This is a genomic window from Verrucomicrobiia bacterium, from assembly GCA_036405135.1.
GTDB lineage: Bacteria > Verrucomicrobiota > Verrucomicrobiia > Limisphaerales > JAEYXS01 > JAEYXS01.
The window spans coordinates 267,543-281,223 of sequence record DASWYF010000013.1 but is presented as its reverse complement, the minus strand read 5'-3'; the positions used below and the strand labels follow the sequence as shown (position 1 = coordinate 281,223).

General features: G+C 59.0%; 10 protein-coding genes. All 10 read right to left on the bottom strand.

What is annotated here, in order from left to right:
• Positions 1-114: 114 nt before the first annotated feature.
• The 10 genes from VGH19_06740 to VGH19_06695 all read right to left on the bottom strand — a co-directional run bounded on the left by VGH19_06740 (position 115) and on the right by VGH19_06695 (position 13,661).
• A complete protein-coding gene (locus VGH19_06740; protein ID HEY1171053.1) occupies positions 115-4,278 on the bottom strand; it encodes a hypothetical protein in 4,164 nt (1,387 codons plus the stop codon).
• A gap of 33 nt (positions 4,279-4,311) precedes the next feature.
• Positions 4,312-9,012: a phage tail tape measure protein gene (locus VGH19_06735; protein ID HEY1171052.1), complete on the bottom strand. Its 4,701-nt coding sequence runs from the start codon at positions 9,010-9,012 to the stop codon at positions 4,312-4,314.
• A gap of 35 nt (positions 9,013-9,047) precedes the next feature.
• Positions 9,048-9,281, bottom strand: coding sequence for a hypothetical protein (locus tag VGH19_06730; protein HEY1171051.1), 234 nt, complete (start codon positions 9,279-9,281; stop codon positions 9,048-9,050).
• 62 nt (positions 9,282-9,343) lie between these two features.
• Complete coding sequence (locus tag VGH19_06725) at positions 9,344-9,814, bottom strand: hypothetical protein (GenBank protein ID HEY1171050.1); 471 nt, start codon at positions 9,812-9,814, stop codon at positions 9,344-9,346.
• A gap of 29 nt (positions 9,815-9,843) precedes the next feature.
• A complete protein-coding gene (locus tag VGH19_06720; protein ID HEY1171049.1) occupies positions 9,844-10,344 on the bottom strand; it encodes a hypothetical protein in 501 nt (166 codons plus the stop codon).
• A gap of 6 nt (positions 10,345-10,350) precedes the next feature.
• Positions 10,351-11,088 carry a hypothetical protein gene (locus VGH19_06715; protein HEY1171048.1) on the bottom strand — a complete coding sequence of 246 codons (738 nt, stop codon included), beginning with the start codon at positions 11,086-11,088 and terminating at the stop codon, positions 10,351-10,353.
• Positions 11,085-11,492: a hypothetical protein gene (locus VGH19_06710; protein HEY1171047.1), complete on the bottom strand. Its 408-nt coding sequence runs from the start codon at positions 11,490-11,492 to the stop codon at positions 11,085-11,087. Before VGH19_06710 ends, VGH19_06715 begins: the two co-directional genes overlap by 4 nt.
• Entirely contained in the window at positions 11,489-11,833 is a 345-nt protein-coding gene (locus VGH19_06705; GenBank protein ID HEY1171046.1) for a septal ring lytic transglycosylase RlpA family protein, read from the bottom strand. Before VGH19_06705 ends, VGH19_06710 begins: the two co-directional genes overlap by 4 nt.
• A gap of 66 nt (positions 11,834-11,899) precedes the next feature.
• A complete protein-coding gene (locus VGH19_06700) occupies positions 11,900-12,814 on the bottom strand; it encodes a hypothetical protein (protein HEY1171045.1) in 915 nt (304 codons plus the stop codon).
• Positions 12,815-12,818: 4 nt separating this feature from the next.
• Positions 12,819-13,661, bottom strand: coding sequence for a hypothetical protein (locus tag VGH19_06695; GenBank protein ID HEY1171044.1), 843 nt, complete (start codon positions 13,659-13,661; stop codon positions 12,819-12,821).
• Positions 13,662-13,681: the final 20 nt, after the last annotated feature.

The window sequence follows — 13,681 nt, the reverse complement described above, 5'->3', positions numbered from 1 at the left end:
GAGGCGATGGGGAGGTTTCCGCCCCCCGGCACATCACTGATTAGTAACGCAAGTAGGTTATCTATCCATATTTTATGGTCAACTATTTTTTATAGAATATTTGCAATAATTTCGTTAATTGCCGGGATAATCGAAATCCGGCAGGGTTTCCGTGAAGGTGAAGCTCTTCGCCACCCAGCACCAGTTCTGCCCTTCGCCCGTCACCACTCCCGCCGATCCCGGCAGGAAGTCGTAGTCCGTCCCGATCTCCGGCGGATCTTCATACGCCCCGTTCAACAACACCCGCTGCTCTCCGATCCACGCATCTGCTGCCGCTTCGCTCGTGGCCACCACTTCACCCGTCACGGTGCGACGCCCCTCGGCGATGCCGCACTCTTGCATGATGGATCTCCCGTCCGGGATGCCATGCGCTATCCACCGCTTGCCCGAATGACGGTTGCGCACGCTCACCCGGCAGAACAGCACCTTGGCTTCCGCCGTCATCACCTTCTCATAGGTCGCCGAAAACGTGGTGCGGATGCTCTTTTCGATCACGCCGGAAGGGCTGGCCGGATTGCCGATGAATCGTTCCTTCTCTTCTTTCAGTTCAAGGCCCTGCCTGGTGCCCAGCATGGCTGCCATGGCATTGAGAAAATCATGGATGGCCTTCTCACCCGTCGTCTTCTTTCCATTCGCCCGCAACACTCCGCCCGCCGCACTGGTCTGCGTCCCCGGAGCGACCACCGATCCGCTCACCGTGTAGGTGCGTCGGTTGCGGTTGTCGTCATCGCGCACTTGGATCTCATATTTCATCGCCACCTCACCGATCGCTTTTTCGCGATGGACCGTGAAGGAAAAATCGAAACGTGTGAACTGGCTCTCGAACTCGTTCGGCACCAGTTCCTCACCGTTCTTCTTTTGCAGCTTCTCGTTCCGCTTGGACAGGCGTTCCGATTTGACGAGCTTGCCCTCGAAGGCCGCTTTCACATTGGCATTGTAACATTCAACCGCCGCCTCTTCCGTCTCGGCCACCACAAAACCATTCACGCTGTCCGTGTTCTCTCCGAAGGTGTCCAGTGAGGTTTCCGAAGTCAGCTCAAGATACATGCGGGCCAGCCGCACGCGGTAATCGAAGGAGAATTGCACCGTCACCAGCCGCTCGCCACCCGTGGTGGTGAGTTGGTCTTCCGGCGTCAGTTCCTCATCCAGTTTGAACGGATGTTTCTCATCACCCAACGCACGCGCCTTGCTGAAGGCCGCGGTCTTTGCCTTCTCGAAATCATCACCACGCGCCGTCACAGTGCCGGAGTAGCTGAGTCTCCGCATGCCCGAACCCAGTTCCTCCCGCGTGCGCAGGCTCATCCGCCAACGCACGATGTCTGACTGCCCCACCACATATTCTTCCGAGAACGTCAGTTCCGTGAAGGCTGCACCATCCGTATCCGCTTCGATCTGGCTGGGGGTGGCTTCCGATCGCAACAGCACATGATCCAGCTTCCCGTCCAGCACCGCCGTTCGCAACGTGTTCAGCTTGCCCTCGGCGGCTGCTTTCGTCTGCGCACCGATGCGGCCATTGAACACGAACACGGTCTGACCGCTCTCCTTTTCCTTCCGCGTCGTCAGCGTATATTCCACCAGGGCATAACCGGCTTCGTTCGGGAACAGGCTGAACTCGCCGTTGAGCGACCAGTTCAACGCCTTCACCGCATGATCGATCTGTGCATCAAAGTTTGTCACCCGCACCACTTGTGTCAGGCTTCCATGCACCAACGTCCCCTGCGCTTTGTTCACCTTGGCGATCCATGCCTTTTGCAGGTTGATCAACTGTTCGTTGCGGCTCTCGAGCGGCTGCGTCGCATCCGCCAGAAACACTCCGCTCAAGCGGATCACACCTCCGGCATACGAACGGTTCTTGCGCAGCTTGGAATATCTCTCCGACTGGTAGACGTAACTCATCCCCGTGACTTTTCCCAACACGATCTGGTCGGCTGTCTCGCCGCCTTCCGGCGTGAACTTCGCTTCATTGTCCAGTTGCTTCCGGTACTCACAGGTGAACGTCAGTTCAAGGAAGGTCGTCGCCTCACCGCTGCCCACCCCGAAGGACGGTTCCACTTCCTCCTGCACGATCCGGCTGCTTTCGTAACTGCGCGCCTGCAAGGTCGCCGTCTTCAACTCGCCGAAGCGCGTCCGCGCCTTCGCCTCATCGTTCGCCTCGATACGGCCACGCAATGTCAGCATCTTGTCCGCCCCGTCATCCCGCTCCGTGACGCGATACTCCACCGTCGTGAAGTTCGCTTCATTAGGAAATCGGCAATACTCGGCGTTCAAGCTCCACGTCAGCACCTTGTTCGCATGGTCTATCTCCGGACGGAAATCCAGACAGCGCACGATGCGGTCGAAGCTGCCGTTCACCAGCCTGCCGTTCTTCGCCTCGAATGCCGCCAGCCAGGCATCTTTCTTCGCCTGCAAATCCGCCCGCCGCACCGTCAGGGATTGTGTGGCATCCGTGAAGTATTGCCCCGTCACCTGCACCCCCACCATCACACTGCGCCGCTCGTCCTTGTGGCTGGCGAATCTCTCGGTCGTCAACCCCTCGCTCCAGCCCGTGATCTGCCCCAGCGTCACCGCCTGTCCGTTCAACGGTGTCCACGCCAGCGTATGCGCCAGCGGCTTGCGAAACTCTTGCGTGAAGTTCAGGTCGATGAAGTCTGTGCCCGTGGTGGAATTGCCAAAGGACACTTCATCCTCCTCGGTATCGACCAGTCCGGCACTGTAGGAACGCGAGGACAGCACACTGCTGCGGATCTGCGCGAGCCGCGTACGCGCTTTCGCTTCACTGTTCGCTTGGATGCGTCCCGTCAGGCTCAACAGCTTGTCTGCTCCGCCATCCCGTTCACGCACACGGTATTCCACCAGTGCGTAATCTGTCTCATCGGGGGCGAGGGCGAATTCAAAGCTCATCTCCCAGGTGAGAAAACGCGCCTCGGCTCCGATGTCCGCGGTGAAATCCAAGGGCCGAACTTCTCGCTCAAAGTCACCATGCTTCAATGTCACTTTGGGCCGGTTGAACTCCGTCTGCATGGAGGTCTTCACCGCCTGCAAGGCCGCCCGTCTGACTTCCAGCCCGTTGCCCGTGTCGGTATATCTCACACCCCGCGCTGACACTTTGATCATCGTGCGCTGGATGTTGTCCTTCTGCACCCCGAAGCGCTCATGCGCCATCACTTCCCGCCAGCCCGTCACGTCACCGAACGATACCGCATCCTGATCTGGCCGCTTCAAACTGAGCGTGTTTGCCAGTGGCAGGCGATACTCACGCATGAAACTGATTCCCGCGAACGTCTCCCCGTCCACATCGGCAAAGATTGTGGACGGTGCATCTTCCCGTCTCACCTCCCGTTGCAAAGAAAAACCATTCCCCGGTACCGCCGCATTCACGATCTGCGTGATTCTTGTCTGCGCCGCCTCGAGGGAATGCGACTGCACCTTGCCCGTCACCACCAGTATTTTGTCCGCCCCTTCGTCACGGATCATCAACTGATAATCAGCCAGCACGTAGTCCGCTTCATTCGGAAAGATCGTGCAATCCGCCGCTAGGCTCCACTCGATGTGGTTCACCGCCTGGTTCACATCCGCACTGAACTCCGTGACTCGCACCACCCGGTCGAATCCGCCATAGACCAACCGCCCTTCCTTGTTGTTGCACCGGGCGATCAAAGTATTCTTCAAGGCCAGCATCGCCGTCCTGCGTGCCTCCACTCCCAACGTCGTGTCACCCGCGATGAATCCCCGCACACGTACGCTGATGCTGGTTCTTTCCCGGGTGGAGCGCATGTTGTTGCGCCGCTCCGTCGTCAGTGCTTCTTGCCAGTCCGTGATCTTGCCGAGGGAGGAATTCAATTCACCCACCGTCAGCGTGGCCGTCATCACACTGCCCGCCACATCATGCCGGATGTAAAAGCAATCGAACTGCAACGTCTGCATCCGCACACCGTTCGCGTTCGGATCTTCCGGCAGGTTGTGCTTCGTCACCGTCACCGTCCGGTTCAACGTCTCTTTCCCGTTCTCATTCTTCCACAGGAAAACTGCGTTGGCCGTCCGCAATGCCTCACGCACCCGGCTGATCATCGCGTAATTGTCGGCATACGAAGCCTCCTGAATATTGATGCGCACCGTCAGGTCCACCCGCTCGCGTTGCGGCGCATCGTCTGGAGTATAGGCCGTGCGCTGCTCGAGCAAGGTCACCAGCCCCAGTTCGTGCAGCGCGATTCCGTTGTAATAAAACTCGTGGCTCGCCATGTATTTGCCTGTCCCGCTCCCCCGCTAAAAAATTTATCCGACCACTCCTCCCATTGCCTGACGCGGACGGTTCAACCCACCTCCGCCTCCCGGCTTCATGCCGGCGATGGCCGCGTCTATCTTCGCTACCGCGTTGCTCACCGTTTCCGCGAAAGCCGAGACGCCTTTGCCGAGGTTCCTGAATTCCAATGCCAGCCGGTTCGTTTCGTCCGGCAGGTTCGGTGCTGGATCTCCATCTTTGGGCTTCAGTCGCCCCAGCCAACGGCGGCGGTCTTTGTCGAGGGCGTCGATGTCTTTCTCCAGTTCACCCGCGGGCTTCGGTCCACCCAATGCCTGCCTCGCTTTGCGCATCTCCCGGAACTCGAACGAGAATTGCGGGAACATTTGCTGGATGGTTTCGCGCATCTTCGGATCCAGTGAGAACCACTTGCCCGCATCCATCCCGCCGCGCACCAGTTGCGATGCCCCCAACCGGCGCAACATGTCCTCCGGTCCCGCCATCGCCAAAGCCCTCTGCGCCTCTTTGTTCCGCTCCTTCAAAAACTGCGCTTCATCCCGGGTGAGCTGATGCTTCATCCGTTCTTTCTCGATGAGCAATTCCTGAAGGTCCAACTGGTGCTGCAACAATCCCGCGATGTTCCGTTCCTGCTCCTCGATCGGACGCATCGCCTCAAAAGTTTTTTCCTTTTGCTGGATCAGCCGCCGCAAGCCAGCCTCTCGCGCCCGCAACTTCTCCGCTTCATTGTCGCCCACATCGAACTGGGACGCCTCCGCCTTGGCTCCTTGCGTGGCGAGGTTCAGCCGCGTCCGCTGACGGGCCTGTTCTTCCTGCGCTTTCACTCCCTCCAGTTCCGTGCGCTTGGCTTTCAGGTCGTCTTCCACCTGCCGCTGCAGCTTCAAGAGTTGCTGATAACCCGCATTGCCCGCGATGCCACGATTCGTCGGGGCCTCGAGGTTGAATGCCTCACGTTCAAGCTGGCTGATTCTCTGCGACATGTAGGCGGGCATGCCGTACGGAACCCGCATGCCTTCTTCCCGGATGCGCATCGCCTCGTTGCGTTTCTCCTCGGCCTCCTTGTTGTTCTGCTCACGCCGCTTCCGTTGCAGATCCTCGATGAGCCCCGCCCGTTGGCTCTCCAGCTTCGGCGCCAGTCTCTCGAGATAGCCCACCTGCGACTCCAGGCTCTGGACATCGAGCATATGCTTGCCCATCGGCGTCATCGAACCGATCTCGCGATAGATCTCCGCGATGCCTTGCAAGATCATCTTGTGCCGTTCCAAGTTCGCCTGGCTCTGCGCATCGTTCGCGTGATACTGCTCGAGCGAATCATCCAGCCCGCGGCTGATGTCCAAAGCCGCCTTCACTCCCTTGTTGCGCATCTCCTCGAGACGCGATTCCCATTCTTTGATCAGGTTCGCATCCGGCAAAAAGCTGCCCCTTAAACGGTCCACTTCCTCTTCCGCCAACTGGATGTTCTTCTGGATGGCCTCATACTCTTTCTGCCTTTCTTCCACCGCCCGCTCGATCCATTCCACCCGTTCCTTCTCCAGCACGGCATTGGCCGCAGGCGTGTCACCCGAACGTAACGAATCCATGACTTTGATTTGGTCCGACTTGGATAAACCCACATCCCCGAGTTGCTTCACCAGCCGGATCTGTTCTTTCTCGGAACGCATCGCCGGCAGTGCCCGTTGCGCCGTGTCATAGAGTCGCGCCGCTTGTGCAGCCGCCGCGGCCGCACTGGCCGCCCGCTCTGCCTCGGCATTGAAGCCCGCCAGCTTGCGCTCTGCCGCCTCGCTGCTTCTGCCGATCGCATCCATCCCCCGGTTCCACGCCCACAATCCCGCCGCGAATACCGCCATCTGCGGCAGCATCGTGATGAATCCCACCAGTGCCACCTGCAATGATTTCCACATGAACAAAAACGCACCTTTGATCGCTCCGATCGCCGACAGTGCGGAGGCTTTCATCCGCCCCCACAACCCCGGCGAGGCGTGCAACCGGGCGATGGTCAGGTCCATCACGGCATTCAATTGCTGATACGCTCCCGCGAGTTGGCGCGCCGTGGTGGCCATATAACCCGTGGCCGTCCCTGCTCTCATCATGTTCACCGCCGTCAGGATCAAACGCGCCGTGATGACCGCCAGCAGCACGGCGATGGCCGTCAATGCCTTGCTGCCGAAATCACTGTTCAGAACGGAAAGCACATTGCTGAAGGCTTGCGCCATCTCGCTCATCATCCGCACCGCTCCGTTCTCGCCCTGCTTGGAGATGAGCCGGTCCCATTCCGTCGAGATGTTTTTCAACTGCGCCGCCAATGTGGATTTGATCTTGGCGTTTTCCTCCTCGGCGCTGTTCAGGTTCAACTGCGCGTTGATCGCCAGCGTCTGCGCCCGGATGTAGGAATCCAGCATGGACGCCATGCGGCTGGACTGGTGACGGCCCGCCACTTTTACCAGCAGCCATTGCCGCTCGATGTCCGTCATCTTCTGGTAGGACACGAACAGGTCGGCCAGCACCTTGCTCATGTTCTTCAGTTCCGACCCGCCGCTCTCCGTCGTCTCCAGTTTGAATTCATGACGCAGGAATTTCTGGATGTCCGGATTGGAGAGCTGGGTGATGATGGACTTCACCGCGTTACCGATGTTCGCACCGCTCTGCCCCGTGGAACCCGCCGTCGCACCCACGATGCCGATAAGTTCACTCAGTCCGAGTCCCGCCTGTTTCGCCACACCCACCGTCTTCGAGATACCATCGAGGAGATCACGGTTGGTGACGTTGAACGTATTGGAAACTTCGTTCAACTGGCCCAGCACACCGGCCAACTGTCCGACCGTCAGGCCATACGCCATGTAGATCGCCTGCAACCGGTTCGTCGCCTCCGCCGCATCCAGTTCCGCCACGTTCGCCGCGATCAGGGAAACACGCACCGCTTCATTCACCTGTGCCCGCGTCAATCCTAGACGGCTCCACGATATCGCGCTCTGGATGGCTTCTTCCGAAGATCTTCCCTCCGCTGCCGCCAGTCGCAGCACATCATCCCGCAACTGCCGGGCCGAACCACCCACGCCTTGGAACACCTGGTCGAGTCGCGCCGTCTGCAATCCGATATCGATCACACTGCTGAGGCTGGTCTTCAGCAGATTCAGTGAACCGTACAGCGTGGCCACGCTCGCCGCCCACAACGTCACGTTCGCTGTGTTCTGCACAAACCCACGGCCCGCCGCACTGGCCGAGTCGTGCACATCCTTCAACGCCTTCGTGGTGTCGGTGAGACTGGTCTTCAGCAGCTTGCCCGCTTGGTCGTATTCCTGCACCAGCGTCTTCGTCAGCTTCTTCCCGCCCTCCTCCTTCTCCATCACGGTGGAAACCACATTGATCGGATTTCCTTTGTTCGAAACCCGCGTCCTTTGTGTCTGCGATTTCTGCGTATATCCGTAAGTCAGCGCCCCATCCATCAACGCCTGCGACGTCGCCCCATGCAGCACCGTGTTCTGCTGGTTGCGCAAAGCTTCCTTCGCCTTCTCATCCGCGGCCTCGGTTTTCAGCCGGTCCTTTTCGATCTGCTTGCGCGTACGTTCACCTGCCCGGTAGACCGGAGCCATCGCCTTCGCTGCCGTGGTCGCCTCGGCCAATGCCGCTTGGGCCGACTGCTCTTGCGCCTTCGCCGCCTGCGCTTTCAAGCTGCCCACCCGGTTCTCTAGCTGCCGCACCACCCGCTTCTGCTTGATGGCCTCGAGATCTTTCTTGCTGTCATTGAGGATGGCTTCGACATCCGCCGCCGCCTTGGTCAGCAGATCCGCCCGCCTCTTGAGATCCGCCGAACGCCTGCCGGTGAAACCAGAATCCATTTCCTGCCCCATCCGCGATCGCGTTTCCGCCAGCCGGTCGTTCACGCCCTGCACCAGTTCCTTACCGCGTTGCTGCCGCCGGATGACTGTCTCTCCTCCCTTCGGATTTGTGACGACTGTTTCCGTATCAAACGGATTCAACGCCTTGGTGATGGCGGTCGTCGTGCCCTTCTTGTTCGTCGTGGTGAAGCGTTCGATCTCCGCAGCAGACGGGCTGTTGCTCTTGCCCGCTTTCGGAACCTTTCCGCCGGTCGCCGTCACACCTGCACCTGAAGCAGCCGCTCCTGCGGTGCCACCCTTCGCCACGCCCTGCACCGCACTGGCGGGAATGGTCAATGTCACCGCCCCTTCCAGCACCGCTTTGACCTGGCTGGCAGGCACGATCAACGGCACGATTCCGTTCACCTGCGCCGTCTTGATTTCAGCGACTGCCGCGACCGGTATCTGGCCCGCCACCCGCCCAGTGCCACCGTTCAAAAAACTGGCGAAGGCTTGGGCCGTGACATCCGCATTCTTGCTCGCTTCCTTGCTCAGCTTGGCGAACTCACCCGCCGCCGCCCGTGAATTCTTGAAGTAACCCGCCCGCGCCACCTCCGCCTTGCCAAAGAAATTCTTAAGGGTCTGATCATCGAAGCCCAGATACTTGCCGATGTCCTGCGGAGAAGATTTCGAGATCGTCTGCTGGAATGCCTTCAGTTCCTTTTCGATCTGACGGGCGCTCTTGCGGAAGAATCCCGGCTGGGACAGTCCGCTAAAACGCATCTGGAGACTTGCAAGGGCCGTGTCGATCGCCCGCAATTCTTCCAGTAAACCTTTGAACCCTCCCGTGGTCCTCGGTAACTCGACCTCAAATGTCAGCTTTTCCAGTAACTGCGCACCCACATATCCTCAGAATCCCCTCCCACCATCACCACACACTACCAGCCGAACCTCTCACGCATGGAGCGGTAACTGTCATTGTCCCCGTCCTTCTGCCCGTCCTGCTTCTCCTTCTGCTTCTCGTAACGATACCATTCTCGCTTGGATGCTTCGATCTCATGGGCCAGCATCCTCGCCCGGTCATGCACCGGCAGTGTTTTCCATTCCGTCCACGAAATGCCGAATGCCTTCGCCGTCTCCATCTCGGAGTATTCCCAGTCCGGCGCAGGCAATCCGTCCGACCACTCTTCTTTAGCAGGCTGCCAGTCCTTGAGTATTTTCGGCAGGCGGCCGTCTAAAAAAAATTCGCCATCCTCGGCACCAGTCCATTCTCCGAGGATACCGTGTTGGCGATAAGCCGCAGCACTTCTTCCGTCAGCAGGCTGTTCACCTTCTCCGCGATTTCCTGCGGCGATTTCAACCCCGGAAACTTTGCCTGATATAATGGGCACGCGAGATAGACCGTCAGCGCCCGCGCTTCGTTCTGCGCCTTTGCCTTCCTGTCCAGGTATTCAGGATCGGTGATGTCGTAGTGGCTCTTCCCATCGCCATCATCCACCAACGGCGGCAACGCTCCGTTCAAGATGCGCTCGATCTGCTGCGCTTCCACCGGCCTCAACCGGAAGCATTCGATGTCCACCAGCCCGCCGCCCAAAGGAAACTTCACATGGATCGGCTCGCGCAACATTTTGTCCAGATCATCGATGCTCGCGATGCTGATCACTTTTAACTCTGGCTCTTTTGTATTCGGCGCTTTCTTCTTCATAAAATCCCGCTCGCTTCTCCCCTGAAATTCTAGGTGCGGAACACCACCTCATACTGCAAACACATCTTCGCCTGCACCATGTATTGGTAATGATCCGTGCTGGCCAGCGGCTCTGCCTTCATCGGGTCGATATCGAAGATGCCCTTCTCCGCCAGATCCACCGTGGCCGAGGGGTTGTTCAACAACCAGTGCAGCAATTCCCCGACCTTCTGCGAACGCTCCCGCGCTTTTTCACCCGATGCTTTCGCCACGAAGATCATCCGCACATGATCATGCTTCACCCGCCCCTGCTCGCTGTCCATGGACTCATCCCACAGACTCACTGCCCGCACCCGGATCAATGTCTTGCTGCTCGGGGGCGATTGCGAAGGCCCTTGGTCGAACTCCACTTCCGCCAGCGGAAACTGGATTTCCTTGCCACTCAACACCTGGCTCTGCCCGGTGAACCAACGGCTCAACCATTCCGCCAGAATGGTTTTGCTCGAGCTTTCCACCTGCTCCGCACTGATGCTGTTCGCGTTTAATGACATGTCCGCTTATAAAAGTGTTTCGCCCGCATCTTTCCACAACTTCCGCAGTTCCTGCCGCAATCTCACCGGTAACGCATCCAGATAGAACTGCCGCCATACCAGTGCCACCGCCTGAAACAGCACCTTCGCCCGGTCCGGCGTCAACCCTTCCCCGCCATACTGCTCCATCATCCACCGCTCCACCGCCGCTTGCAGGCTGTCACCTGCCGATTCCATCTTGTCCGTCCGATGCTTTGCCTTCTGCCCCGGATGGATGCCCATGATCCATTCCAGCCGGTCGGCCAGTTCTTCATCCGTCAACCCCGCGTCGATCGCCTTGCGCCGTTTGCCGCCTTCACTCTCCGGCGCTGCCACAAACTCCCGCACCGCCAGCCGCACCCGTTCCACCTGCTGGCTTCTCCGTTGCATCTCCGCCGCCTGCGCCCGGTTGCCCTTGCGGAAATGCCCGCCCTTCACCAATGACCGTGCCTCTTCCAGATCCGGCACTGTCCCGCCCGCGGGATCTGGATTCGATAACTGCCAGACCACACCCTTCGCCACCGACTTGCCCACCAGCGTGCTTTCTATCCCCGGCAAAAATCGCATCTCATGCGGCAAAGCCACGGCTTCCATCGCCATCCTCGCATGCCGTCCCAGCGCCTGCTGCCACGCCTTCGGATTGATCGTCCGCTCCACCGCCGCCGGAAACCCGCTCTGAAAATTCTCCAGCCGGCGGATCACCGCTTTGACGTTGCTCTTGATCATGTCTCGCGCCTGAGCAAATAGGTGCGATACCCTTTCCCATCACCCCGCAACGTATCCCACATCGCCGCCGCTTTGTTCGAAAGCTCCTTCATCACCCAGATCTCGCCGTCGATCGTCAGCTTGATCTCTTGATGCCCCTCACACGCCAGCTTGCCCCAAGTATCCAAGATGATGTCTCCGCCTTGGATCTCTTCAAACTGCCGCAAGACCGAACGTGCCGTCACAAAATGGACCAACCCTTTCACATTCGCCCGCTTAGGCGCCCCTTCACCCGTGTATCCGCCCGTTCCCGGATTGTAACTCAACCCCGTGTTATCCGTCCACGTCACCACGATCTCCACACCCTTCTGCTCGACGTGCATAGGCTGACGCGCTTGGATGAATCCGATCCGGCTGGGTATCATGGCAGTCTCTCCACGTTCACTTGGGTCAAGCCTCGGCTCAACGGAGCCAGTCGGGCAAAGGACGCCCGGCTCAGATCGATGATGCGTTTCTTGAAACGCCTGTTCGGCCCGCGATCGGTCACCGTCACGATGACCTGTCGCGTTCCCGACCTCACTTTCAGTCGCGTTCCCAAAGGATAATGCCAGCTCGCACAGGTCATCGCATCCGGGTTGAACGGACGACCGTTCGCCATCAGCTTGCCGCGATGATCCTCACCATACCACGAGGCCAGACCCACAGACGGAACTGCCCCATTTAGGCAGCCAGCCAGCAACAGCATGATGGTGAAAATCAATTTCACTTTTATATAGGCTACTATTTTTTATGGAATCAACAAGAGGAAACCGTCTGCTAAAACGGCGGCGTGTCAGATTTCTGCGATGGAATTCGCCGTCAAGCCTTCCTCGCCCAGCGTCGCCGCCAGCGTCGAGCCTGCCGCAAGGAATTGGAACTTGCTCGCGCTGGCTGAAGGCGTCGCCTCCGTCAGCTCGAATACCCGCACCAAGCCCGCCTTGCCCACGGTCGCCAGTCTTCGCGTTCCACGCCAGAACTCCAGCCGTGGCTTCTCGCTGGGCGCGATACCCGCATCCTCCACCAGATCGTGACAGGTCAGCACCCCGTCTGCCACCCACCACGCTTGCGTGCTTTGGATCTGTACGTTGAACGGCGCATTGCCGATGCTCGCCCGGCCCGTCGCCAGTCCGGTCTGGCTTTCGCTGAATGTCTTCGTCGTCGGATTGTACTCGAACAGCCGCAGGCTCTCTGACCCATTGACCCACTGCACATACAATGGCGGCAGCGTCGGCTCGGGAAAATTGAAGATGCCTGCCCCACCGTTCGGCACCATGGATTCTGCCCGGAAATGAAAACCGTTGTCCGGCTTCAATGCACCCCGCTCTGCTCGTTGGTCTATCTCCCGGCGCTTCTCCGTCACCCCATAGTACGTCTTCGAGTGCCACACCGGTCGCTTGCCCTCCTCCGTCCAACCGATCACCAGCACGTAGCGGCCGTCCAGATCCAGCGGCAGATCCAATGGCTGGCTCCGGTTCAGTTCCCACACTCGCCCGATATCGATGTCATGCCGCATCCCCGTCAGACGCACATGCGGATTCTCCCGGCCGGTCGGCCACGTCTCGACCTCGATCGGCGTTTGCACCATCTGCAATCGTTCCGCAGAGGAAAGCCTCCAGACCGGATAGGCCAGTAACGGCTGGCCTTCCGCATCCAACCGGTAGAGCGCGACTTTCGCTTCCAGCAAGGTGAATACAACGCTGTTACTCATAGCTTTAGTTCCACAACCCGTCTCTCATGCAGCAGTGGCAGCAACTGGAGAATACTGTCGTCGTGGCCGGGATGCTCAGCTTCGGCATCTCCACCAACCCTGCGCTATATACATCCATGCCGCACACCGTCACCAGCCAGGTGCCGAGGTTCTGTTTGCTCCCGCCGAACATGGAGCCGTTTTCCATCTTGTGCAGGATCTCCTTCAGTTCCCGGATGAACGTGCGCCGACCGCCGAAACTTTCCGACATCGAGCGCATCCGGTAGGAGTAGGCATCAAACTCGGGATCCACAAAACTCTTCACCGTGTGGTAAAGCAACCGGCCCAGATGATCGCCATTCTCTATCTTCGGCGTGATGGCCGTGCGGTCAGCAGTCAGGGAATAACCTTTCAGTTTGTTGATGCTGATCATCGTTTGCACCGCCGTTCGCAAGGCGATGTCCTTATACATGAACGGCGGGAACAGGTCGCCTGCGAGGTGACGGATCATGTCATAGAGACTGTCGATCGGCGTCACATTCGCTTCCACCGCCACTCCTCTCAAGACGGCGAAACGGATGAATTGGTCGCCCTCTGGCCCGTTGCGGAACGTCATCACGCGATCATCATTGAACTTCACTTTCCACTCGCCCTGATATTCTCCCACACCGCCCGGCTCGTTCACCTTCCATTCATAACGCACCTTCAGCGGATTCTCCTGCAGCTTGTCCGCCGTCCCTTCCATCAGGGTTTCATGACCCTGACGCCGCCAGACGAATTTCACTTCCTGCACCATGCCGCCGTTCACCCCGCTCTCATTGATGGCGAGCTCGGCTTCGACTGCCGGCAGGCGGTCGCCAACCTTCATGGTAAAGTCTAGTGTGCTGT

Coding starts and splice junctions, on each gene's coding strand:
- VGH19_06740 (HEY1171053.1), bottom strand. CDS start 4,278: ATGGCGAGCCACGAGTTTTATTACAACGGAATCGCGCTGCACGAACTG.
- VGH19_06725 (HEY1171050.1), bottom strand. CDS start 9,814: ATGAAGAAGAAAGCGCCGAATACAAAAGAGCCAGAGTTAAAAGTGATC.
- VGH19_06720 (HEY1171049.1), bottom strand. CDS start 10,344: ATGTCATTAAACGCGAACAGCATCAGTGCGGAGCAGGTGGAAAGCTCG.
- VGH19_06715 (HEY1171048.1), bottom strand. CDS start 11,088: ATGATCAAGAGCAACGTCAAAGCGGTGATCCGCCGGCTGGAGAATTTT.
- VGH19_06710 (HEY1171047.1), bottom strand. CDS start 11,492: ATGATACCCAGCCGGATCGGATTCATCCAAGCGCGTCAGCCTATGCAC.
- VGH19_06700 (HEY1171045.1), bottom strand. CDS start 12,814: ATGAGTAACAGCGTTGTATTCACCTTGCTGGAAGCGAAAGTCGCGCTC.
- VGH19_06695 (HEY1171044.1), bottom strand. CDS start 13,661: ATGAAGGTTGGCGACCGCCTGCCGGCAGTCGAAGCCGAGCTCGCCATC.